Source organism: Sulfurospirillum sp. 1307 (assembly GCF_054408545.1).
In genome coordinates, this window is record NZ_CP176011.1 from 405793 (window position 1) to 428688 (window position 22896).

Sequence of the window (22896 nt, forward strand, 5' to 3'; positions counted from 1 at the left end):
TCTTATGTACTACGCATCATTTAAAAGTGAATAAAATTCATCTTTAAATTTTGTTATGTAACTATTTGCTATAAATGCAACAGAAGGTGCAAAAACACAAATAGTTTTTCCGTTTAACATATCACATGCATCTAAGATGGTATCATAATCTTTCTTGTAACCATTTCCATCTAAAATTTTACCTAAAATTCTATCAACCCAACCGCAACCTTCACGACATGGAGTACATTGTCCACAACTTTCATGATGATAAAATTCAAAAAGATTTTTCATGACTTCAGGCATTGAAGTATCTTCATCCATGATAATCATACCACCAGTTCCTAAACTTGATCCATGAGCTCTTAATGATTCATAATCAAGCGTGATATCATCTATCTCGTCAGCTCTTAAAACATGACAAGATGAACCACCAGGAATTACAGCTTTTAATTTTTTACCACCTTTTACTCCACCACCAATTTGTTCTATAACATCCTTCATTTTAACGCCAAATGGAAGTTCATAAATTCCAGGGTTGTTTATATGTCCGCTCATACCAAAAAGCATAGTTCCTGGAGATTTTTCAGTTCCATAAGCTCTGTACGCTTCATAACCCTCTTTTATGATAAAGGGTACACTAGAGATGGTTTCTACATTATTTACCACTGTTGGTCCTCCAAAAAACCATTCTGGTTCTTTTTGTTGAGGTTTAAGTCTTGGATGACCTCTTTTGCCTTCTAGTGATTCTAAAAGAGCACTTTTTTCTCCACAGATATATGCTCCTGCTCCTCTGTGTACTGTAACATCAAGCTTATATCCACTGCCAGCTACATTCTCACCTAAATAACCTGCATCATATGCTTCTTGAATTGCTTCATTCAGCCTTTTTGCCCAAAAAACATATTCGCCTCTTATGTATATGTATGCGCTATGCGCTCCTATTGCATATGAAGAATTTATGATTCCTTCAATCAAAAGATGAGGGTCATACTCCATAATTTGTCTATCTTTAAAAGTACCAGGCTCACTCTCATCAGCATTTACTACAAGGTAGGATGGTTTTGGATGATCTTTTGGCATAAGTTTCCACTTATCACCAGTTGGTGCTCCACCACCACCTTTTCCTCTTAAACCGCTTTTTGCTACTTCTTCAGTAACATCATCTGGAGCCATTGTAAATAGCTTTTTTAGTGATGAGTATCTTCCATGCTTAAGAGCGACTTCTAGTTTATGAGAATCTTTGATATCAAAATTTTTACTTACAATTTTTACTATCATAATTTATCCAATACTTCATCTATTTTTTCTATTGTTAGATTTTCTATATAATCATCATTTAATTGAATCACTGGAGCTGTACCACAAGAGCCTAAGCACTCTACTTCACTTAGTGTAAACTTCATGTCTTTAGTACTTTCTCCAAATTTGATACCTAATTTTTTTTCTATATGGTTTTTTATCTTTTCACTACCACAGAGCTTGCATGAAAGAGTTTTACACATTTGAATATGATATTTTCCAACAGGTTTGAGATTGAACATCGAATAAAATGAAGCAATACTTTTTATATCCATTGGACTTGTATTTAATTTTTCAGCAAGATAAACCATAGCATCTTCGCTAATCCATCCCTCTTGATATTGTACCATCCATAAAGATGGTAGAGATAATGATGCTGGATCAGGGTATCTTTTTAGTAATTCTTGAAATTTTTTTTCATTTTCTTCATTGAATTTAAAATTACTCATCTATCTAACTCCCCAGCTATAATATTTAAACTACCCAAAACTAAAACATAATCAGCAACCATTCCTCCTTCAATCATAGAAGGAATTGCTGCCATCGCAGGAAAACAAGGAGGTCTTACCTTAACTTTGTATGGTGTTCCGCTTCCATCACTAACGATAAAAAATCCTAATTCACCATTACCACCTTCAGTAGCCCTATAATACTCTTTAGGCAATACTTTAACACCTTCCATAATAAGCTTAAATTGGTTCATCACGCCTTCAATTGTGGTATAAACTTGTTGTTTTTTAGGAAGCGCAATAGCATGATTGTTAACTATGATTTCGCCTTTAGGCAACATTTTCATAGATTGATTAATGATTTTTATGCTTTGTCTAATCTCTTCAAATCTAACCATCATTCTATCATATACATCACCAACGCTTCCAATTGCTATATCAAAATCTAGTGCATCATAAAAGTAATATGGGTTTGTTTTTCTAACATCATAAGCAACACCACTAGCTCTTAAATTAGGACCTGTAAAACCAAGATTTATAGCTTCTTCGGCACTTACTGATCCAACATTTTGTGTTCTATCATGAAAAATTCTGTTTTTTTCTACAAGATTTAAAGTATCACTCATACCTTTTTCAATTTCATTGATACAACCCTTCAAGTCCTCTTCAAATCCATCATAAAAGTCATGAGCAACTCCACCAACTCTCATATAAGAGTTTGTAAGTCTAGCTCCTGTTAGTTTTGACAAAAGATCATAAACTGCCTCTCTTGGATTGTAAAGATACCAATAGTTTGTTAATGCTCCCATATCAACTAAGTTTGCAGCCAAACATACAAGGTGGTCAATTATACGCGAAAGTTCCCCTATAATTACCCTAATAAATTGCGCACGCTCAGGAATATCAATACCCAACATTCCCTCAACACTATGAGCAAATGCGATATTGTTAAGTATTGCTGAACAATAATTAAGTCTATCAGTATAAGGTATGATTTGATTGTATGTATGGTCTTCACAAGATTTTTCAAAGCCTCTGTGAAGATATCCAATCTCACTTACAGCGCTTACTATATTTTCTCCATCAAGTGCTACAAACGTTCTAATAGTACCATGACTTGCAGGGTGAGCAGGTCCTAGATTTAGAAACATTAGTTCATCATGATTAAGATAATTTTTTTGTTCCAACTTTGGAATCATTTCATCCATTAAATCATCAGTTTGAGTACAAAGTTGGCCTTTTGTTTTTGGATAATCTTTTCTTAGTGGATGACCTTCAAAATCTTTATGGTTTAAAACTCTTTTTAAATTTGGATGATTTACAAATTTTATCCCATATTGATCATACACTTCTCTTTCAGCCCAATTTGCTGATTTAAAAAGATCAGTTATACTTTCTACATGTAAAGCATTGTCATCTAAAAACGCTTTTAAAATTATGTGCTTTTTAAAATCTTTTTCTCTAAGTATATAAACAACAGCAAACCTGCTTGGCATTTTTTTATTATAATCAAGATAATCGATTGCTGTAATATCAGCTAAAAAAACAAAACCTTCATTTTTTAAGTTTGAAATTACCTGCTTTACTTCATTTTGATTGATTAAATATATACCATTTTCATCAGTTGTTAATTGTTCCAATTGGCTACTCATCTAGCCTTCCTTTATAATCATTATTTACCCTATCTTTTAAAATGCTTTCTTTTTGAGCTTGAAGCTTTTGAATTTGCATAAGTCCATCTAGTAGTGCTTCTGGTCTTGGCGGACATCCAGCAACATAAACATCTACTGGAATAATTTCATCAATTCCTTGTAGTGTTGTATAATTATCATAAAATCCACCACTACAAGCACATGCACCCATAGATATAACCCATTTTGGTTCAGTCATTTGATCGTATATTCTTTTTAAAACTGGAGCTTGTTTGTAACTAATAGTTCCAGCAACTATCATTAAATCTGCCTGCCTTGGTGAAAATCTTACTACCTCTGCTCCAAATCTTGAGATGTCAAATTTACTCGAAGCAACACTCATAAATTCAATAGCACAACAAGCAGTACCAAAAATATAAGGCCACATTGAAGATTCTCTAGCCCAAGCAATAGCACTATCGAGCTTTGTTGTGATAACACTATCACCAAATACGGCTTCAGCACCTACTGCCATTTTAAAGCTCCTATTTTATAAACATAGATCAATCCAGCTATTAAAAGCCCCATAAAAGTAAACATTTCAAATAGCCCAAAAAAGCCTAACTCTCTTACATTTACTGCCCAAGGAAACATAAAAATGATTTCTACATCAAACAGTACAAAGAGTATGGCAACTAAATAAAATTTAACACTAAATCGCCCATCACTTCCCCCAATAGGATTAGTGATACCACTTTCGTATGAAAGATTTTTCTGCTTATTGCCTTGAGTATTTGGTCCCAGTTTTTTTGACATAACAAAAAGAGTTGGGATAGCAATAACTAAAACAAGAACAATAGAACTTGCAAGTATTAGTTCGAGTGACACAATAGTACCTCTCTTTTAAGATTTTAACTGACATTACACACTTAGATAGTGTGCTAGATTAGTTTTTAGTATCATACCTTAGAAAACTTGAAATCAAAGTAAATAAAAAAACCAAATAATCTTCTAAGACATTTTTAAATATAATAATTTTTTTTATATAAATATATTGGGGAAAATTTTGAAAAAATTTATTTTATTTATTTTCGTAGCACCTTTTTTATTCGCAAGTAATATTGTTGATATTTATAGGCAAAATGGCTTAGAAGCAGTAGAAGATGAAATAGTTTTACAATTAAAAAATCAAGATTATTGGAAAAATTATTTAAAAGATTTTGATGTTAGTTTGGGCTATTATGAAAATTTAGATTCTTTGTTGATTGCTAACAAAGAAAAAAAAGAGTTAAGTGTTTATAAGATTGAAGGAAAGTTAATTGAGTTACTTACAGTTTACAAAAATGTAATTGTTGGGGCAAATGGTGATAAACAAAAAGAGGGAGATTTGAAAACTCCATTGGGTGTGTATGAAATAAAAAAAAGATTTATCCCAATGGATCAATTTTATGGCCCTTTAGCATTTTCTTTATCTTATCCTAATACTTATGATAAAGTTCAAGGTAAAAATGGATATGGCATATGGATACATGGATCACCTCTTGATGGAAGCCCTAGAGATTCTATGAGCAAAGGTTGTATTGTTTTAGATAATGATACGATTGAGCTTTTAGATAAATTTATTAATCCAAAAAAAAGTGTAGTAATAGTTAGTGAAAATATTTCACCTGTCGTTACAAAAGATGATATAAGCTTAATACTTTCAGAACTTTATAGGTGGCAGGATGCTTGGAGAAAAAATAGATTAGAAGAGTATTTGGATTTTTACTCATCTGATTTTAGAAGATTTGATGGTATGCATAAAAGATATTTTTCTCAAATGAAAAAAACAATTTTTTCTAAGAAACAATCAAAAACTATTATTTTTAAAAATATCAATATATCACCTTATCCAAATTTATCAAAAAGAAAAATTTTCAAAGTGGCTTTTTATGAGATATATAAAAGTAAAAGTTATAAGTTTAAAGGTAATAAAGAACTTTTTATTGAGCTAAAAGATAAAACATTTTCAATATTATCAGAAAAATAGGAGAAAGCAATAATGTTAGATAAAGAAATGGTTGAGAAAGAATTAGATAAATTGATTAAAATAAGAACAGATTTTATAGATTATCTTGATAGAAATATCCCAAAAAAAAGTAATAATATGGAATTTGATTTTGAGAACAATCCAAAGTTAGATGCAAAAGACGTGTATGAACACTTTTTTAAGTTAGATTATCAAGCAAGAAAACTAAGAGGATTTCTAGTAAGTGAACTTGGTTTAAAAGCAGAATAGATATGGCTTGTATTAGAATTAGTAAGCAAAATTATTTTCATAATTTATCTTATCTATCAAATAAAGCTGGTGGAAAAGATAGGCTAATGGCAGTACTAAAAGATAATGCCTATGGGCATGATTTAAAGATTATGGCTAGATTAGCACATGAATTTGGTATAAACAAATGTGCTGTTAAAAGCCTGCAAGAAGCTTTAGAAATTTATAATTTTTTTGAAGATACCCTTATCTTAGCTGATCATCCGCCATTAACCTTACAAGATAGCTCGATTTCCTTTGCAGTTAATTCTATCGAGTGTTTAAAAAGGTTTCCTAAAAACAGCTCAATTCATTTAAATATTGATTCAGGAATGCATAGAAATGGCATAAAAGAAGAAGAGATTAAAGATGCACTTGAGATTATTTTAAAAAATGATTTAAATTTAAAAGGGGTATTTACTCATTTTAGAAGTGCAGATGATCTTGGAGGCGAACAATATTGGCAAGAGCAAAATTTTAAACAAGTAAAAAAAATAGTTATCAAGTATATAAATGAACTAGGTTTATCTATGCCAAAATTTCACTCATGCAACTCAGCTTCACTACTTAGAAGACAAAGTCCACTTGAAGATGATTTTGCAAGATGCGGGATTGCTACATATGGATATACTCATCTTCACCCATCCTTTGGAGAGTTTGATTTAAAACCAGTTATGTCACTTTGGGCAAATAAACTTAGTTCAAGAAAATTAAAAGTGGGAGATAGAGTAGGCTATGGTGGAATGTATACTTTAAGTAAAGATGATACGGTCTCTACATATGACATTGGCTATGGAGATGGATTTTTCAGACATGATGGAAAAACAAAGCTTATCTTAGAAGGCAAAGAGGTTTTAGGAAGAGTTTCTATGGATAGCCTTTCTATGCTAGGAGATGATGAGGAAGTTTGTCTTTTTAGTGATGCTAGATATTTAGCTAAAAAATTCAATACAATATCATATGAAGTGATTACTAAACTTATGCTAAATATAAAAAGAGAAGTTATTTAATAGGTGCTCTTAAGCAATAATTTTTACTTCAATAGAGTTGCCACCACGCTCTTTGGCTTCTTCAAGTGCTTTTTCAGCCCTTTTTCTAAATTCTCCCATAGTATCTTGCTTATTATATGTTGTAATTCCATAACTACATGTAACTTTCCCTACTTTACTAAACCTATGTTCTTTTAGTTTATTGTTCAGCTTCGTTGCAAAGCTTTTTGCACCTCTAAAATCAACATCAGGTGCTATTATTGCAAATTGTTGTTCATTACTCCATTTACCAAAAGTATCAGTTTCTCTTATGCCTTTTTTAAACAAAGCCACAAACTCTTTTTTTAGATTTAAAACATCTTCTTCATTAAATATATTTGATAGGTTTTGTATATGGTCAATTTCTAAAATTATGAGAGATAGTAAAGTTCCATATCTATCTGCACGCTTTCTTTCATGCTCTAGTATTTCTTGTAATTTTGCATTGTTATAAATCTTTAAATCTGGATCCATTGGTGAAAATTGTGATTTAAATCTCTCTTGTGACTCAACTAGTTCAGCTCTTTTTTTAGCAAGATTAACAATAAAAGCAATTTCATCACTAAGCATTTCTATGAAATTTTTATAATCATTTCTATCTTCTTTATTAGTTATGATTCCTACTAAACCAATATGCTGTTTTACATTTTTCATTTTAAAAGCGTGTAGAATTACTCTATATTCTTTATTGTTTATTTTTATGTTTTTATCAATAAATTCTTCTTTAGTTATATAAAAATCAGAAACTAATGCCTCTAGGCTATCTTTTTGTAAATTATCCCTGTGTGGTAAAAATTTATCTTTGATTCCAAATTTTTGCAGTGATTCATTGGTATTTAAAACGGAAATAAAATTTTCATTATATTCACCTACGAAGCTAGATTCTACATGTAAATCTTTTTCTAAAATAGTTACTATATTTTCAAGTTGTTTTTGAAGTGGAATTGGCGCTAAGATAATATTGGCTATATTTTGCATAGCATCTATCATAATTGATGTACAATATGTTAAGCTATCTTCTTGATTGTTATTTTCTTTATCGTTTTTTAAAAGCATAAATACCATAATAATAGCAGCAATTGCTATTTTTAAAAATGGATGTGCTTGAGGATAATTTAAAAAAAGTGCATCTTTCAAAGATAAGGTAAAAGTTTGCATATCAATATAAGAGTCAATTAGCCAGTATAGTATGGTTAAAATAATCGCCATAAATACTTTCATCTTTAACTCCTTATTATTGCTTGTTTATACAAAACTCCATCTATAAAATTTTCTATACAAAAATCAATCTCTTCTTCATCTTCTACCAAACAAAGAATTTTAGCATCAAACATATACTCTTCAGCAATTTTTTGAATTTTGCTTGCGATATCTTTTGGAGAAATTATATACTTAGCTCCAAGCGCATTTGCAAGGCAAGCTTCAATAGGCTTGCTGATTTGTACACAAAATGCTACATCAGTGTCTTTTATATATTGTAGCACTTCTTTATTATTAAAATCAAATAATATAGTGCTATTTGAAGGAGTTTTTTTAATTTGTGACATATTTGTAACTTTATATATCTTTTCATAAGGTATAAGTTTATGCCCAATTATTAGCATCATTTTACTCCTGCACACTCTTTTGAGCAATAATACTTGCCATCTTTGATAATGGCATCATCTTGAGCTACAAATGTCTGACATTTACTACACTCCATCAAAATTTCACCACTTACCGATTTATGGTTTGTTTTATTTGTCTTTGGTTTACCTTTTATTTTGGTGCTTTGTTTAAAAAATACTATATAGATTATTAAAAATATAATAATCAAAATTAAAAATTTAATCAACACAGATTTCCTTTAAAACAAGATAATTTCTCATCTCTTTTTTATATATTTTATACTCACTTAGACCTTCTAACTCTTCACTTACATTTTGTCCTTTATAAAACAAAAGTGTGCTAGATGGAGATATGTAAGATTTACACAGATTTATTAGCATTTTAGTATTTGTCACAGCGCGTGAACATATCAAATCTGCTTTAAATCCATTGTTTTTTTCAACCCTCGAAGTAGAAATTGTAACATTTTTTAGATTTAAACTAGATTTTGCTAAATGCAAAAATGAACTTTTCTTTGTAATTGGCTCAAATAGTGTAAAATGAGTATTTGGCATTGCCATTGCTAAAATCAATCCAGGAAATCCAGCACCACTTCCAACATCAACAGCAGTTTTGATATCTTCTACATGTAAAAAACTTATTGGATGTAAACTATCTTCAATATTTTCATAAATTTTTCTTTTATCCTTTGCTCCAGTTATATTGTGAACTTGATTGTATTTTAAAATAATATCACTAAATACTTCACATTTTTCATCAAAGCCTGAAGGCAGGTTGTACTTCTCTTCAAACAAATTATTCTCCGATTTTTTATTGTATAGTATACCAAATAAAAGATATTTTTGTATAAACAAGCTTTAATAAAATTACTTTTATTAAAGCTTGTTATAAGAGTTAATTTTTTGCCGGTGAAAATTTTTGTTTTACCCACATAACAACATAAAATAAAAATGGGATAAACAAAACTCCTATCATAGTCGCTGAAGTCATACCAAATACAACTGAAGTTCCAAGTATATGTCTACTGTTTGCTCCTGCACCACTGCTTAAAACTAAAGGAAGAGTTCCAAGTATAAATGCAAATGAAGTCATGATGATTGGTCTAAATCTAAGTTTTGCAGCCTCTAGAGTTGCATCCATTAGAGTATATCCTTTTTTTATCCTTTCAACTGCAAATTCTACTATCAAAATAGCATTTTTTGCACTAAGTCCTATGAGTGTTATAAGTGCTACTTGGTAGTATATGTCTGCTTCAAGGTGCATAAACTTCAGTAGATAAATACCTCCTGCTGCTCCAAACAATGCAAAAGGAACTGAAAGTACAACAGAAATCGGTATAGTCCAGCTCTCGTAAAGTGCTGCAAGGATTAAAAATACAAAAATCATTGCATAAATCATTGTATAGTTATTTGAATTATTTAATTTATCTTCTTGATATGAAGTTCCTGCCCAAGATATAGTATATCCGCTTTTTGGCAGTATTTTTGCACTTATTTCTTGGATTGCTTGCATTGCTTCACCTGAGCTATGACCTGGTGTTGCTGAGCCTGTAACATATCCTGAGTTAAACATGTTAAATCTTTGGATTACACTTGCTCCAACAACTCTTTTTACTTCTACTAGTTCACTAATCGGGATCATTTTAGCATCTGCTGATTTTACATAAATATTTTTAAAGCTATCAAGATTTTTTCTAAAATCTCCTTGTGCACTAGCATTTACATTGAAAACTTTACTAAAAAGATTAAAATCATTTATATAAGTTTGTCCAAAATATGAACTTATCGTACTATACAAATCTGATAAACTAACATTCATAGATTTTGCCTTTTCATTGTTTACATGTAGTTTATATTGAGGTGTACTTGTACTAAGAGTTGAGCGAACCATCATCAATCTTGGGTCTTGGTTTGCAGCTGCTACTATCTGTTTTACATACTTATCAAGCTCTCTTATATCTCCTCCTGTTCTATCTTGAACCCACATTTCAAAACCTTCAGTCATACTCATACCCATAATCGGAGGAGGATTAAAAGCTAAGACCATAGCATCTTTATATGTTGAGAATTGCCCCATGATGCCCCCAGCAATTGCTGTTGACATTTCATTTGGTTTAGTCCTTTCATCCCAAGGCTTTAGTTTTGCAAACATAAAAGATGAATCACTTTTAAATGCCATTGTCATTAAATCTAATCCACTAACTCCAGCAATTTCATCTATATATGGATTTTTAAGAAGCATATCTTCAACTTCTAATGTAGTTTTGTCAGTTTCACTCAAAGAAGTTCCAGGCATATTGAATTTAAACATCATCAAGACACCTTTATCTTCAGTTGGAACAAGTCCTTTTGGTAAAACCTTATTAATCTCAACAGTAGCATAGATTAAAATACCATATAAAAGTACTGAAAACACACCTATCTTTATGATAAATTTAGCTGTTTTTGTATATTTGTCTGTAATCCAAGAGAAAAGTTGGTTAAATTTCCTAATAGGCCAGATTTGTTTCTCTTCTCTTTTTAGTAAAAGTGCAGCCAGTGCAGGAGTAAGAGTAAGTGCAACCAATCCTGAAATTGCAACTGCAATTACAATAGTAAGTGCAAATTGCTTGTAAAACTCTCCACTAAATCCAGGAGTTAGAGCTGCTGGAATAAAAACAGCACTTAAAACTAAAACAATTGCAATAAGCGGTGAGGTTAGCTCTTTCATAGCATTTATTGTTGCATCTTTTACACTTATATTTTTATCTTCGCTAAGATTTCTCTCAACATTTTCAACAACAACAATAGCATCATCAACAACTAGCCCAATAGCAAGCACTAATGCAAACAAGGATAATAGATTTATAGAAAAACCAAATGCATAAAGTCCGGCAAATGTTCCTATAATAGCAACTGGAATTGCAATGACTGGTATGAGCGTAGCTCTGAAATTTCCAAGAAAAACATAAATCAGTATAATTACTAAAATCATTGCTTCAAAAAGTGTTTTTAAAACCTCTTCAATAGAAGCTTTTACAAATGGAGTTGTATCATAAGGAACTTTATATTCCAAATCTTTAGGAAAAGTTTTCATAAGCTTATCGACTGTTTCATTAACTGCACTAGACACTTCAAGGGCATTTGCTCCAGGAGACAAAAAGATTCCCATACCAACCATTGGTTTTAAATTGTATGAACTTTGTACATTATAAGAATTCATACCAAGCGAAACTTTTGCTATATCTTTTAATTTTAGTGTACTACCATCACTATTTGTTCTAACTATTATGTTTTCAAACTCTTTTGCGCTACTAAATCTTCCCTTTGTAGCTATTGTATACCTATATGGCGTTCCTTCGTTTAAAGGTTCTGCTCCTAAGCTTCCAGCAGTATATTGGTTGTTTTGCTCTCTTATAGTATTAATTACTTCACTAGGAGAAAGATTATAAAAGCTTAATTTTTGTGGATCAAACCAAACCCTAATAGCATAGTCTCTATCCCCAAAAACCATAACACTACCAACACCAGGAATCCTTTTTAAATCATCTACCATATTTATCTTTAGATAATTATGTATAAATGCTACATCATGAACATCATCTTTTGATGAAAAGGTTATAAATTTTAAAACATCTGGTGATCTAGCATCAACACTAATTCCTTGGTCTGTTACTTCTGAGGGAAGTTTACTAAGCGCTAGTTGAACACGGTTATTTACATCAACTTTTGCTTGTTCCTTGTCTGTCCCAATCTTAAAATATACATTAAGAGTTAACATCCCACTTGGAGAAAGAGTTGAGCTCATATATATCATATCATCTACACCATTGATTGATTCTTCAAGTGGTGCAGCCACTGTTTTTGCCAAAGTTTCAGCATTTGCCCCTGGATAAGCTGCAGTTACTACAATTTGAGGTGGAGTGATGCTTGGATACTCTTTTATAGGAAGTAGTTTTATTGACACTAATCCAGCCATAATAATAACAAGTGATATTACAGTTGAAAAGATAGGCCTATTGATAAAAAATCTAGAAAACATTGTTTTATTCCTTATTTATTGTCTTATCAACGACAATATTTGCGCCTGGTTTTATTCTAAAAAAGTTATTAACGATGACTTTATCACCAGGTTTGATTAAACCTTTTACTATGTACTTATCTTTATATTCACTCATTGAAAAAATAGGACGAACTCCTACTTTTCCATTTTCTTCGATAAATACAATAGTTCCTTTTGCGCTTTGTAAAATTGATTTTTGAGGTATCAATATAGCACCACTTTGATATACATTTGAAAGCTTTACTCTGATAAAATCTCCAGGTAAGAGTTTTTTATCTTTGTTGTCGATTATAGCTCTTAACTTAACAGTAGAAGTACTTCTATCAATCTTTTTATCAAGATAATCAATGTTACCATTAGCAATGACTTTGTTGTTTTTTAAAATATCGATTTTAAGATTACCGTCTACCTTATAAATACTTTGTAATTTTTCAAAATCACTTTTAGGCATTGAAAAATTTGCATAAATTCTATCTATATTATAAATATCAACTAAAGGAGTTCCTGGATTTACAAAGTTTCCTACATCTATTTTTTTGATTGTTGTAATTCCGTTTATCGGTGAAGTCACATTTGTATAATCAAAATTAATTTGCGCTTTTTGGATTGTGGCTTTTGCTGCTTGCACTCCTGCTTGTGCACTTTTGTAAGCACTAAAGGCATTGTCTTTTTCTTTTTCACTAATCGAGTGCTGCTTAAAAAGTTTTTTTGCTCTTTGCCAGTCTTTTTGGGCTCTATATAAGTTTGCTTCATTCAAATCTAGATTTGCTTTAGCTTCATCTAAACTAGCTTTGTATATGTTGTCATTTATTTTAAAAAGAGTGTCTCCTTTTTTGACAACATCACCCTCTTTAAATTTCATCTCTTCTAGTGTTCCACTAACTTTTGCTACAATACTAACATAGCTTTTTGCATTTGTTTGTGCTGGATAGATTAAATTATCTATTTTTAATTTGCTAGGTGCTTTTACTTCAAAAACATCAACATGAGGTGTTGGCATTTTATTGTTTGAAGGAGCTCCTGCTGCATAAACGATGCTTCCTGATATGAGCATTGTTGCACTTAAAATTGTATTTATTAGTACTCTTTTTTTCATTTTATATAATCCTTTATGTTTTTATTTGTATAGTAATAATATGTTGCATAAGCAATTTGCAAGTCATTTAAAGCTTTTTCATACTGAGCTTTAGCACTTGTTTTAACGCTTAGTGTGTCCAAATAAGCTACATTGTCAATAACTCCTGCTTGAAATTTTTGAGATATTGTTTTAAAAGCACTATTTGCTGAGATTAAAGAGCTTTTTGCGCTTTTTATTTGAGCTTTTATAGTTTGGATTTTTGACTTTGCTAATTTTGCATTGATATTTTGCATATCTTTTTGTTGGTTTATTTGTTTTTGAAGAGCCATTTTCTCTATCATAATTGATTCTTTTTGTTTTTTGACAACATCATTATCAAATAACCTTATATTGAAACTAAGCATAAGTTGATTTTGATGGTCAGCTCCTTCATAGTGAGTTGAATCGCTTCTTCCATAATTATATATGCTAAATGTATCTTCTAATCTAACTTGAGGTTTATAAGTAGAATTTAAACTATTTGCACTAAATTCTAAGCTTTTTGCGCTCTCAATCATGGCTTTGATATCATCACTTGGTGCTATTGTTAAATCTTTTGGCTCAATTATATTGCTTGATTGTATATCTTTTATATCTTGTCCGATTTTTATACTTAGCATTTGCTTTAAAGAGAAAATTTGAAATTTCAATGCCTCTATTTGATATGAACTATTGCTAAGTTCAGCTTGTAGTTTATCTATATCATCTTTTGTAGCACTTCCAACTTCATAAAATTTTTTTACTCTTTGAAGTTCTGCATTTAGTTGGTTTTTTTTGTTTTTTAGTGCTTCTAAATTCTCTTTAGCACTTAATATGTTGAAATAGTCATTGATAATATCTAGTTGTAAGCTTTTTTGGTATGCCAATTTATCATATTTTGCAGAGTTTAGTAATGCCTTGTTTTTTTCTATATCATTTTTTTTCTTTCCACCATCATACAAATCAACTCCAACCTTAGCATAGCCACTATATATATCTCCAGCTACACTTGGTGTCTTTACATTTGAGCTTTGAAAATATCCTCCTGCATCTACTGTTGGATAGTAGGCATTTTGTGATGATTCAAGCTGTTTTAATTTTGCATTTTGGCTTAACTCTTTTGATTGAATCATTTTATTATTAGTTAGTGCAATATCTAGTAATGATTTTAAATCATTTGCTTGTAAGGCAACACAAATTGCCAAAAATAATAATTTTTTCATTTATTTAATCCTTTATAATATTTTTTAATTTTACCCATTACTCTAAGAGCAACTTTGTAATCATCTTTTCCTATGATGTTTTTTAAATCTTCAATTTGTTTTTGAAAAATCGGGTTTAATTGTTTTGCCATTTCTTCAGTCTCTTTTGTTAGATAAATTTTGTAAATTCTTCTATCTTCATCAGAGTTTTTTCTAACAACAAAACCTTTTTTTTCTAGCGAATCAATCATCCTTGTTATAGTAGTTTTGTCTTTATGTACCAATTCAGCTAGCTTTGTTTGAGTAAGCCCAGGCATTTCATATACAAATTTCAATAAAAGACCTTGTTCACTACTGATATTTAGTGGTTTGATATATTTGTTGTGTTCATTATCCATTATGTTTTTAGTTAATTTTATCTCTAAAATAATGTTTTCAATAAGATCTTGCATGCAATCCTCCTTTCTTTATTGATATGCCAATAGTTGTATATGCAACTATTGGCTATGAAACTATATTTAATTAATCCTTAGATATACATAAAAAATAATACTAAAATTCAAATAGAAGATTTTTGTGGAATAGGGCTAAAACATATGCCCCATTTGCTCTTTTTTGGTTTTTAAGTAATTTTCATTGTATTTGTTTGATTCAATGACTATGGGGAGTCTTTCTACTATTTCTACATTTTGTAGTGATTCTATTTTATTTGGATTATTTGTTAGCAGTTTGATTTTATTGATTTTAAAATGAGCTAGTATAAACTCAACTACTTCGTAACTTCTCTCATCGGTTTTAAATCCCAGTTGGTGGTTTGCTTGAACTGTATCTAAGCCTTTGTCTTGAAGAGCATAAGCATTTGTTTTATTTAAAAGACCTATATTTCTTCCTTCTTGGCGAAGGTATATTACCATGCCACCATTTTTTTCTATCTTTTTTAATGCAAAAGCAAGTTGGTCTCCACAATCACACTTTAAGCTTCCAATAGCATCGCCTGTTAGACATTCGCTATGAACTCTTACTATTGGGATTTCGCCAAGAGGCTCTTTAAATATAACTAAGTGTTCTTTAATGCCTTCAGCAAAAGTTTGTATTTTAAAATTTCCAAATTTAGATGGAAGGTTTGCTATGTTTGAAATATTGATTCTCATTTTATTGATCCTTTTATCTTGTTATTTTACATGTAAATCCTTGCAAATTGGACTTAGAGAAAAATTTTATAATCTTTATGGTAAAATAACTACTTTTAAAAATAGGATTATACCCATAAAAGGACAAAAATATGTTTAAACGCTTTAGAAGATTAAGAATTAATAAAAATTTAAGAGACTTAGTAAGAGAAACATCTCTACATGTAGAGGATTTTATATATCCATTGTTTGTTAAAAGCGGTGAGGGTATAAAAAAAGAGATAAGCTCAATGCCAGGAGTTTATCAAATGAGTATAGATGAAATCTTAAAAGAGTGCGAAGTTTTACAAAAGTTGGGTATAAATTCTATTATACTTTTTGGAATTCCAGCTATTAAAGATAGTATCGGAAGTGATGCACTTTGTGAACATGGTATCATTGCAAGTGCTATTAGGGCTATAAAAGAGAAATTTCCAGATATGTTTGTAGTAAGTGATTTGTGTTTTTGTGAGTTTACTGACCATGGACATTGTGGTATTTTAGATTTAGAGCATGAAACAGTTGATAATGATGCAACTCTAGAGATTTTAGCAAAACAGGCTTTGATTCATGCAAAGGCCGGTGTTGATATGATTGCGCCTAGTGGTATGATGGATGGTACTATTGAGATTTTAAGAGAAGCGCTTGATAATGAAGGATTTATTAATCTTCCGATTATGAGTTATTCTACTAAGTTTGCAAGTGCTTATTATGGGCCATTTCGTGATGTAGCTGAATCTGCTCCTAGTTTTGGAGATAGAAGAAGCTATCAAATGGACCCTGCAAATAGAAGAGAAGCAATTAGTGAGAGTGTTGAAGATGAAGTTCAAGGCGCAGATATACTTATGGTAAAACCAGCGCTTGCATATCTTGATATCATAAGAGAAGTAAAAGACAATACAAGCTTACCACTTGCAGTTTATAATGTAAGTGGAGAATATGCTATGCTAAAAGCTGCTGCTAAGGCTGGTGTAATTGACTATGAAAGAGTTATGATGGAAACTATGCTTGGTTTTAAAAGAGCAGGAGCTGATATCATCATAAGCTATCATGCAAAAGAAGTAGCAGAGATTTTAAGGGGGACAGCAAAATGAAATGTATTCTAGGCGACAGCCTAAGCTTCAGTGAGAGGAATTTAACTTGGGCTTTGCTCAAGTTAAAGGAGACAGTCAAATGAAACATTTCCTTTCGATATACGACCACTCAAAAGAAGATTTACTAGAGATTTTTGATTTAGCAATTAAAATAAAAAAAGAGGCAAAAAAGAGAAACTATATCCCTTACCTTCAAAATCAAACTCTTGGAATGCTTTTTGAAAAGAGTAGTACAAGAACTAGAATAAGCTTTGAAGTAGGTATCCATCAACTTGGAGGACAAGGACTTTTCCTATCTTCGAATGATTTGCAATTAGGAAGAGGTGAGCCTATGAAAGATAGTGCTAGGGTGATGGGTAGAATGATAGATATGATTATGATTAGAACTTATGACCAAAAAGTTTTAGATGAATTTGCCAAGTACTCTGGAGTTCCTGTTATCAATGGCCTTACAGATAAGTATCACCCAGTTCAGCTAATGGCAGATTATTTAACTATGATAGAATATAACAAAACCAATAATCCAGTTGTTGCTTATGTTGGAGATGGAAACAATATGACTCACTCTTGGATGATGTTAGCAGGTAAGCTTGGTTTTGAGCTAAGAATTGCAACTCCAAAGGGAAGAGAGCCTTGGCAAGAGATAATTGATGATGCAAAAGAGCTTGCTAGTATCAGCGGAGCAAAGATTACTTATATGAATGATCCAAGAGAAGCTGTAAGTGGAGCAGATGTTGTAACAACTGATACTTGGATTTCCATGGGACAAGAAGCTGAAAAAGAGCAAAAAGTAAAAGAGTTTGCAGGATATATGGTTGATATGGATATGATGAAACTTGCAAAAGATGATGCTATATTTTTACATTGTTTACCAGCTTATAGAGGCTATGAAGTTAGTGATGAGGTTTTAGAGCATTATTCTAAAATCGTATTTGATGAAGCAGAAAACAGACTTCATGCACAAAAGGCTGTAATGGTTTGGTTAGATTCATGGAGGCAAAAAGATGGCTAACGATATTTCTGTTTATAAAATGATTAATGACCTATCAAAAGATTTGGGATTTGATGATGAAAAAACAGTTATAGAAGTTAAAAGTACAGATAATCAAGATATAAAGCAACTTAGTTTAAAAAGTGGAAGTTGGGATAGTGAGGAGCCATGGTTTGTTGTTGATGAAAATCAAAAACTTCATACTATGATTTCACTAAAATCTATCAATCAGATTATACAAAATTATAAAGAAACTATGGAAGAAAACTTCCAATTAAAACTTGAAAAAGCTATTTGGAAGAGTATTCCAATTGATTTTCAAGATGTGTGGGTAGTTGCTATGGATGAGATTAAAAAGATGGCAACTTCTCAAAATAAAGAGACAAGAAATCTAAATGTAGATTTAGAAGCCTTAATAAAAAAAATAAAAACAAAACACCCAAATCTATTTTTAGATTTAAAAGATTTGAATGTTTTAGGAATGTAGGAAAAAAATGATAAATTTCGAACAATTTTCAAAGTACTCAAAACCAGGTCCTAGATATACTAGTTATCCAACAGCACCAGAATTTAATGAAGAATTTAATGAGCAAACATATATCGATATATTAGAAAATCAAGATAAAAATAGAAAGTTGTCTTTATATTTTCACTTGCCATTTTGTAGAAGTGCTTGTTATTTTTGTGGGTGTAATGTAGTTTTTACTTCTAAAGAGGATAAAAAAGAGAGATATATAGGCTATTTAGAAAAAGAATTAAACATACTATCAAAACATCTTGACAAAAAAAGAGAAGTTTTGCAAATGCATTTTGGTGGAGGAACTCCAACTTTTTTTAGCGCCGAGCAATTAGAAAGAATCATAAAACTAATAAAAAAACATTTTCCAAATTTTAGTAGTGATGCTGAGGTTAGCTGTGAGATTGATCCGAGATTTTTAACACAAGAACAAGTTGATGTTTTAGTTCAAGGTGGATTTAATAGAGTTAGTTTTGGTGTTCAAGATTTTAATGAAAAAGTTCAAACTGCAATTCACAGAATTCAGCCATTTGAAGTAACTAAAAATGCTGTTGATATGGCAAGAATTGCTGGAATAAATTCAGTTAATATGGACTTGATTTATGGACTTCCTTATCAAAGTTTAGATACATTTAAAAAGACTTTAGAATTAGCGCTTAAATTAGACACTGATAGATTTGCTGTGTTTAATTATGCTCATGTTCCATGGATGAAAAAAACCATGAGAAAGATAGATGAAACTACGCTTCCAAATCCAAGTGAAAAACTAGAAATTTTAAAATATACCATAGATTATCTAACAAGCAATGGCTTAAAAATGGTTGGAATGGATCATTTTGCAAAGCCTGAAGATGAGCTGTTTTTAGCGATAGAAAAGGGCGAACTTCATAGAAATTTCCAAGGCTATACCACAAAAGGTGGGGCTGATTTGATTGGAGTCGGGCTTACAAGTATTGGTGAGGGAGTTTATCATTATGTTCAAAATGTTAAGGATATGAAAGAGTATGAGGCTCTTTTGGACAGTGGTCATTTGCCTGTTCATAGGGGTTTAAAATTAAATGATGATGATGTGCTTAGAAAAGCAGTTATTATGGAAATGATGAGTAATTTTAAGTTAGATATTACAAGAATTGAAAGAGAGTTTGGAATTGATTTTAAAGAATATTTTGATGACGCTCTTGAGAAGCTAAAAGTTTTTGAAGAAGAGGGACTTGTTAGAGTTAGTAATGAAAAGATTGAAGTTAGTCAAACAGGAACGCTTCTGATAAGAAATATAGTGATGCCTTTTGATGCGTATTTGCAAAAAATACCAGAAGATAAACGAAGATTTAGTAAGACTGTATAGATGAAATATATAACTTTTAGTCGCGAAGAATTTTTATTGGACTTGTTCAATAAAAAGGGGACAGTGTAAATGTTAGCAACTTTTGATTTTTCAAAAACAAGTGATTCTTGTATAAAATGTGGTAAGTGTATTCCTACATGTACAATACATCAAGTAAACTCTGATGAGGTTACAAGTCCAAGAGGTTTTTTAGAGCTTTTAGGAGCTTATCAAAAAGGAAATTTAGAGCTTGATAAAAATGCTAAAGATATATTTGAGAGTTGTTTTTTGTGTACTAACTGCGTAGATGTTTGCCCAAATGATTTGCCAGTTGATATGCTGATTGAGCAAGCTAGAAATGATATAAGAAAAAAATATGGCCTTGCTTGGTATAAAAGACTTTCATTTTTTCTTTTAAGAAATCGTAAAATTATGGATATTGTTGCTAAGTTTGGATTTGTTTTTCAAACTTGTGCATTTAAAAAAGATGACAAACGAAAATCTATGTTTTTAAGAAATTTTCCACTTATAAGATATGATAGGTTATTGCCAAGTATGGCAAAAAAAAGTTTTTTAAACTCTTATCCTGATGTAATCAAAAATGGTAGTAAAGGAAAAGTAGGGATATTTATAGGTTGTCTTGGAAACTACATGTACACAGATATTGGAAAATCACTTTTAAAAATTTTAGAAGTTTTACAAATCGATGCATACTTAATCAAGCAACAAAAGTGTTGTGGTGCACCATCTTATTTTACGGGTGATTTTGATAGCGTTGATTCCTTAGCCAAATTTAATATTGAGTATATTGAGGGTTTTGTAGATGAGCTAGATGCCATTATCATACCAGAAGCTACTTGTAGTGCTATGATAAAAGTAGATTATGCTCACTTTTTTCATGACCAGCTAGAATGGAAAAAAAGAGCTGAAGCTATAGCACCTCATATATACATGGCAACTGAGTATTTAGAAAAAAAGACAAACCTAAAAGAGATTTTAGCAAAAAAAGGTAAGCTTAATTCTACTGTAACTTACCATGACCCTTGTCACGCTAGAAAGATGCAAGGTATTTACAAAGAGCCTAGAGATTTGATTTCTCAAAACTATGTAATGAAAGAGATGAGTGATCCTAACAAGTGTTGTGGCTTTGGTGGAGTTACAATGCAAATTGAAAAATATGATTTTTCTGTAGCAGCAGGAATTCCAAAAGCTGATATGATTAAAAAAACGAAGGCTGAAGTAGTAAGTGCTGAGTGTAGTGCTTGTAGAGTGCAGATTGGAAACTCTTTACACTTAGCAAAAGCTGATACAATTTTTAAAAATCCTATAGAGTTAATTGCCGAAGCTTTAGAATGATACTAAAGTTGCATTTTTATTTAACTTTTCATGATAAAATTTGGCTAAAAAAGTAGGAGTTTGATATATGGCAATACTAATGCTTATTGTTATGAACCTAGCTGTAATGGCTTCTTTGTATTTAGTTTTATTTGTACTTGAGAATTTTTTTGGCATTTATATTGATCCAAATAGTGTAAATGGACTTTTTGTATTTGCTTTAATATTTGGTTTTGGTGGAAGTTTTATATCATTATTGCTTTCAAAACAAATGGCTATACGAGGTATGGGAGTTAGAATTATTGATACTCCTAGAAGTGATTTTGAAGTTTGGCTTTTGCAAACTGTAGAAAAATTATCTTATGAAGCTGGTTTTGATATGCCTGAAGTTGGAATTTTTGATGCCGCACCTAATGCTTTTGCAACTGGTTGGGATAAAAACAATGCTTTAGTAGCTGTAAGTACTGGTTTGATTGATATTATGAATAAAGAAGAAATTGAAGGAGTACTTGCTCACGAAATAAGTCATATTAAAAATGGTGACATGGTAACTATGACCTTGATGCAGGGTGTTTTAAATACTTTTGTAATTTTCTTTTCTAGATTGCTAGCAAATATGTTCTCAAGAGATCGTGAAGGAAATACAAACATCATGACTTATTATGCAATAAGCTTTGCTTTGGAGATGGTATTTTCACTCTTTGCAACTGCGATTTTGATGTGGTTTAGTAGATACAGAGAATACAAAGCAGATGAAGGAGCAGTTTCTTTGAGTGGAGTAAATGGAATCTATTATGCTTTAGCAAAACTAGGTAAAATTCCAGCAGAACAGTTAAGCTTACCAAATGATATGAAAGCTTTTGGAATAATTGGATTTTTAGAGACATTTTTTGCTTCACACCCTCCAATAGAAAAAAGACTTCTTCACATAGAAGAGTTAGCAAGAGGAAATTAAATTTTGGATTTTTGGAATCACATATACTCTCATTTTAATCCCATAGCCTTTGATTTAGGATTTATATCTGTTCATTGGTATGGGATTATGTATGTTTTAGCACTACTTACTGCGCTTGGTGCAGCTAAGTGGTTTGTTAAAAAAGATAAATTACCAATCAAAGATAAATTGTTGGATGATTATTTTATTTGGATTGAAATTGGTGTAATTTTAGGTGCTAGGATAGGATATATCCTTTTTTATGACACGCATACCTACTACTACTTAACACACCCTTGGCAAATGTTTAATCCATTTTTGGATGGAACTTTTGTAGGAATTCGTGGTATGAGCTACCATGGAGCAATTGTTGGATTTTTACTTTCTACTATACTTTTTAGTTATCGTCACAAAAAAGTTGACATATGGGGATTGTTAGATCTTGTAGCATTAAGTGTTCCGATTGGTTATATTTTTGGACGTATTGGAAATTTTTTAAATCAAGAATTGGTAGGAAGAATTACAGAAGTTAGCTGGGGAATTTATGTAGATGGAGTTTTAAGACATCCTTCTCAATTATACGAAGCATTCCTTGAAGGATTAGTTGTTTTTATTATCCTTTATATATATAGAAATAAAAAAAGATTTTCAGGAGAGTTAATTTCTCTTTATGGAGGATTATATTCCTTAGCTAGATTTATCGCTGAATTTTTTAGAGAGCCTGATTTTCAAGTAGGCTTTGTATATGGTGGCTGGATGACAAAGGGACAAGCTCTTTCACTAGTAATGATATTGATTTCTATCATTTTATATGTTTATTTGTATAAGATACATAAAAATAAATCAGTGAAATAAATTTAATACAAAATTTTAAATATTTTTTTTGTTTTAGTCCAATGT

Annotated in this window: 24 protein-coding genes; 10 read left to right on the forward strand and 14 right to left on the reverse strand. The window is 31.0% G+C overall.

What is annotated here, in order from left to right:
• Nucleotides 1-9 precede the first annotated feature (9 nt).
• From nuoF to ACKGJI_RS02155, 5 genes are read right to left on the reverse strand one after another with little or no spacing between them, the layout of a single operon-like run.
• Nucleotides 10-1260 (reverse strand): NADH-quinone oxidoreductase subunit NuoF, encoded by a 1251-nt coding sequence (gene nuoF, locus ACKGJI_RS02135; protein ID WP_458700913.1) that lies wholly within the window; start codon nt 1258-1260, stop codon nt 10-12.
• Nucleotides 1257-1730, reverse strand: coding sequence for an NADH-quinone oxidoreductase subunit NuoE (gene nuoE / locus ACKGJI_RS02140; RefSeq protein WP_458700914.1), 474 nt, complete (start codon nt 1728-1730; stop codon nt 1257-1259). Before nuoE ends, nuoF begins: the two co-directional genes overlap by 4 nt.
• On the reverse strand, nt 1727-3382 hold the full coding sequence (nuoD, locus tag ACKGJI_RS02145; protein WP_458700915.1) for an NADH dehydrogenase (quinone) subunit D: 1656 nt from the start codon (nt 3380-3382) through the stop codon (nt 1727-1729). Before nuoD ends, nuoE begins: the two co-directional genes overlap by 4 nt.
• Nucleotides 3375-3896: an NADH-quinone oxidoreductase subunit B gene (locus ACKGJI_RS02150; RefSeq protein WP_458700916.1), complete on the reverse strand. Its 522-nt coding sequence runs from the start codon at nt 3894-3896 to the stop codon at nt 3375-3377. Before ACKGJI_RS02150 ends, nuoD begins: the two co-directional genes overlap by 8 nt.
• The gene (locus ACKGJI_RS02155) at nt 3887-4249 is read right to left on the reverse strand and encodes an NADH-quinone oxidoreductase subunit A (RefSeq protein WP_458700917.1); all 363 of its coding nucleotides are present in this window, start codon (nt 4247-4249) and stop codon (nt 3887-3889) included. The genes ACKGJI_RS02150 and ACKGJI_RS02155 overlap by 10 nt, the downstream gene beginning before the upstream one ends.
• Before the next feature lie 178 nt (nt 4250-4427).
• Between ACKGJI_RS02155 and ACKGJI_RS02160 the strand changes: the two genes are divergently transcribed.
• Genes ACKGJI_RS02160 through ACKGJI_RS02170 form a run of 3 tightly spaced genes read left to right on the forward strand, consistent with a single transcriptional unit; the run spans nt 4428 to nt 6667 of the window.
• A complete protein-coding gene (locus ACKGJI_RS02160; protein ID WP_458700918.1) occupies nt 4428-5390 on the forward strand; it encodes a L,D-transpeptidase family protein in 963 nt (320 codons plus the stop codon).
• 12 nt (nt 5391-5402) lie between these two features.
• Nucleotides 5403-5639: a hypothetical protein gene (locus ACKGJI_RS02165; RefSeq protein WP_458700919.1), complete on the forward strand. Its 237-nt coding sequence runs from the start codon at nt 5403-5405 to the stop codon at nt 5637-5639.
• A 2-nt stretch (nt 5640-5641) separates the two neighbouring features.
• Complete coding sequence (locus ACKGJI_RS02170) at nt 5642-6667, forward strand: alanine racemase (protein ID WP_458700921.1); 1026 nt, start codon at nt 5642-5644, stop codon at nt 6665-6667.
• Nucleotides 6668-6676: 9 nt separating this feature from the next.
• Here the strand turns inward: ACKGJI_RS02170 and ACKGJI_RS02175 are convergent, their stop codons facing one another.
• From ACKGJI_RS02175 to ribA, 9 genes are all read right to left on the reverse strand, one after another.
• Nucleotides 6677-7906, reverse strand: coding sequence for a GGDEF domain-containing protein (locus ACKGJI_RS02175; RefSeq protein WP_458700923.1), 1230 nt, complete (start codon nt 7904-7906; stop codon nt 6677-6679).
• A gap of 2 nt (nt 7907-7908) precedes the next feature.
• Entirely contained in the window at nt 7909-8292 is a 384-nt protein-coding gene (locus ACKGJI_RS02180; RefSeq protein WP_458700925.1) for a hypothetical protein, read from the reverse strand.
• Nucleotides 8289-8519, reverse strand: coding sequence for a PP0621 family protein (locus ACKGJI_RS02185; protein ID WP_458700926.1), 231 nt, complete (start codon nt 8517-8519; stop codon nt 8289-8291). Before ACKGJI_RS02185 ends, ACKGJI_RS02180 begins: the two co-directional genes overlap by 4 nt.
• Nucleotides 8512-9087, reverse strand: a complete 576-nt coding sequence (rsmG, locus tag ACKGJI_RS02190; RefSeq protein WP_458700928.1) for a 16S rRNA (guanine(527)-N(7))-methyltransferase RsmG — start codon at nt 9085-9087, stop codon at nt 8512-8514. Before rsmG ends, ACKGJI_RS02185 begins: the two co-directional genes overlap by 8 nt.
• 100 nt (nt 9088-9187) lie before the next feature.
• Complete coding sequence (locus ACKGJI_RS02195; RefSeq protein ID WP_458700929.1) at nt 9188-12313, reverse strand: efflux RND transporter permease subunit; 3126 nt, start codon at nt 12311-12313, stop codon at nt 9188-9190.
• Nucleotides 12314-12317: 4 nt separating this feature from the next.
• Nucleotides 12318-13430, reverse strand: a complete 1113-nt coding sequence (locus tag ACKGJI_RS02200; protein WP_458700930.1) for an efflux RND transporter periplasmic adaptor subunit — start codon at nt 13428-13430, stop codon at nt 12318-12320.
• Nucleotides 13427-14653 (reverse strand): TolC family protein, encoded by a 1227-nt coding sequence (locus ACKGJI_RS02205; RefSeq protein WP_458700931.1) that lies wholly within the window; start codon nt 14651-14653, stop codon nt 13427-13429. The genes ACKGJI_RS02200 and ACKGJI_RS02205 overlap by 4 nt, the downstream gene beginning before the upstream one ends.
• Nucleotides 14650-15084, reverse strand: a complete 435-nt coding sequence (locus tag ACKGJI_RS02210; RefSeq protein ID WP_458700932.1) for a MarR family winged helix-turn-helix transcriptional regulator — start codon at nt 15082-15084, stop codon at nt 14650-14652. Before ACKGJI_RS02210 ends, ACKGJI_RS02205 begins: the two co-directional genes overlap by 4 nt.
• Nucleotides 15085-15219: 135 nt before the next feature.
• On the reverse strand, nt 15220-15783 hold the full coding sequence (ribA, locus tag ACKGJI_RS02215; protein WP_458700933.1) for a GTP cyclohydrolase II: 564 nt from the start codon (nt 15781-15783) through the stop codon (nt 15220-15222).
• A 131-nt stretch (nt 15784-15914) separates the two neighbouring features.
• On the opposite strand from ribA, the gene hemB reads away from it, so the two are divergent.
• The 7 genes from hemB (at nt 15915) to lgt (ending at nt 22851) form a co-directional block, all read left to right on the forward strand.
• On the forward strand, nt 15915-16895 hold the full coding sequence (hemB, locus tag ACKGJI_RS02220) for a porphobilinogen synthase (RefSeq protein WP_458700934.1): 981 nt from the start codon (nt 15915-15917) through the stop codon (nt 16893-16895).
• A 79-nt stretch (nt 16896-16974) separates the two neighbouring features.
• Nucleotides 16975-17907 carry an ornithine carbamoyltransferase gene (gene argF, locus ACKGJI_RS02225; protein ID WP_458700935.1) on the forward strand — a complete coding sequence of 311 codons (933 nt, stop codon included), beginning with the start codon at nt 16975-16977 and terminating at the stop codon, nt 17905-17907.
• A complete protein-coding gene (locus ACKGJI_RS02230; protein ID WP_458700936.1) occupies nt 17900-18373 on the forward strand; it encodes a DUF2603 domain-containing protein in 474 nt (157 codons plus the stop codon). Before argF ends, ACKGJI_RS02230 begins: the two co-directional genes overlap by 8 nt.
• Before the next feature lie 7 nt (nt 18374-18380).
• Nucleotides 18381-19748, forward strand: coding sequence for an oxygen-independent coproporphyrinogen III oxidase (hemN, locus tag ACKGJI_RS02235; protein ID WP_458700937.1), 1368 nt, complete (start codon nt 18381-18383; stop codon nt 19746-19748).
• A gap of 69 nt (nt 19749-19817) precedes the next feature.
• A complete protein-coding gene (locus ACKGJI_RS02240) occupies nt 19818-21083 on the forward strand; it encodes a (Fe-S)-binding protein (RefSeq protein ID WP_458700938.1) in 1266 nt (421 codons plus the stop codon).
• A gap of 67 nt (nt 21084-21150) precedes the next feature.
• Nucleotides 21151-22017, forward strand: a complete 867-nt coding sequence (gene htpX / locus ACKGJI_RS02245; protein WP_458700939.1) for a protease HtpX — start codon at nt 21151-21153, stop codon at nt 22015-22017.
• A 3-nt stretch (nt 22018-22020) separates the two neighbouring features.
• Nucleotides 22021-22851, forward strand: a complete 831-nt coding sequence (gene lgt / locus ACKGJI_RS02250) for a prolipoprotein diacylglyceryl transferase (RefSeq protein WP_458700940.1) — start codon at nt 22021-22023, stop codon at nt 22849-22851.
• The last annotated feature ends 45 nt before the right edge of the window (nt 22852-22896 follow it).

Excerpts from the sequence above, each read along its gene's own strand:
- nuoF (WP_458700913.1), bottom strand. The coding sequence starts at position 1,260 with ATGATAGTAAAAATTGTAAGTAAAAATTTTGATATCAAAGATTCTCAT.
- nuoE (WP_458700914.1), bottom strand. The coding sequence starts at position 1,730 with ATGAGTAATTTTAAATTCAATGAAGAAAATGAAAAAAAATTTCAAGAA.
- nuoD (WP_458700915.1), bottom strand. The coding sequence starts at position 3,382 with ATGAGTAGCCAATTGGAACAATTAACAACTGATGAAAATGGTATATAT.
- ACKGJI_RS02150 (WP_458700916.1), bottom strand. The coding sequence starts at position 3,896 with ATGGCAGTAGGTGCTGAAGCCGTATTTGGTGATAGTGTTATCACAACA.
- ACKGJI_RS02165 (WP_458700919.1), top strand. The coding sequence starts at position 5,403 with ATGTTAGATAAAGAAATGGTTGAGAAAGAATTAGATAAATTGATTAAA.
- ACKGJI_RS02170 (WP_458700921.1), top strand. The coding sequence starts at position 5,642 with ATGGCTTGTATTAGAATTAGTAAGCAAAATTATTTTCATAATTTATCT.
- ACKGJI_RS02175 (WP_458700923.1), bottom strand. The coding sequence starts at position 7,906 with ATGAAAGTATTTATGGCGATTATTTTAACCATACTATACTGGCTAATT.
- ACKGJI_RS02180 (WP_458700925.1), bottom strand. The coding sequence starts at position 8,292 with ATGATGCTAATAATTGGGCATAAACTTATACCTTATGAAAAGATATAT.
- ACKGJI_RS02195 (WP_458700929.1), bottom strand. The coding sequence starts at position 12,313 with ATGTTTTCTAGATTTTTTATCAATAGGCCTATCTTTTCAACTGTAATA.
- ACKGJI_RS02200 (WP_458700930.1), bottom strand. The coding sequence starts at position 13,430 with ATGAAAAAAAGAGTACTAATAAATACAATTTTAAGTGCAACAATGCTC.
- ACKGJI_RS02205 (WP_458700931.1), bottom strand. The coding sequence starts at position 14,653 with ATGAAAAAATTATTATTTTTGGCAATTTGTGTTGCCTTACAAGCAAAT.
- ACKGJI_RS02210 (WP_458700932.1), bottom strand. The coding sequence starts at position 15,084 with ATGCAAGATCTTATTGAAAACATTATTTTAGAGATAAAATTAACTAAA.
- ribA (WP_458700933.1), bottom strand. The coding sequence starts at position 15,783 with ATGAGAATCAATATTTCAAACATAGCAAACCTTCCATCTAAATTTGGA.
- hemB (WP_458700934.1), top strand. The coding sequence starts at position 15,915 with ATGTTTAAACGCTTTAGAAGATTAAGAATTAATAAAAATTTAAGAGAC.
- argF (WP_458700935.1), top strand. The coding sequence starts at position 16,975 with ATGAAACATTTCCTTTCGATATACGACCACTCAAAAGAAGATTTACTA.
- ACKGJI_RS02230 (WP_458700936.1), top strand. The coding sequence starts at position 17,900 with ATGGCTAACGATATTTCTGTTTATAAAATGATTAATGACCTATCAAAA.
- hemN (WP_458700937.1), top strand. The coding sequence starts at position 18,381 with ATGATAAATTTCGAACAATTTTCAAAGTACTCAAAACCAGGTCCTAGA.
- ACKGJI_RS02240 (WP_458700938.1), top strand. The coding sequence starts at position 19,818 with ATGTTAGCAACTTTTGATTTTTCAAAAACAAGTGATTCTTGTATAAAA.
- htpX (WP_458700939.1), top strand. The coding sequence starts at position 21,151 with ATGGCAATACTAATGCTTATTGTTATGAACCTAGCTGTAATGGCTTCT.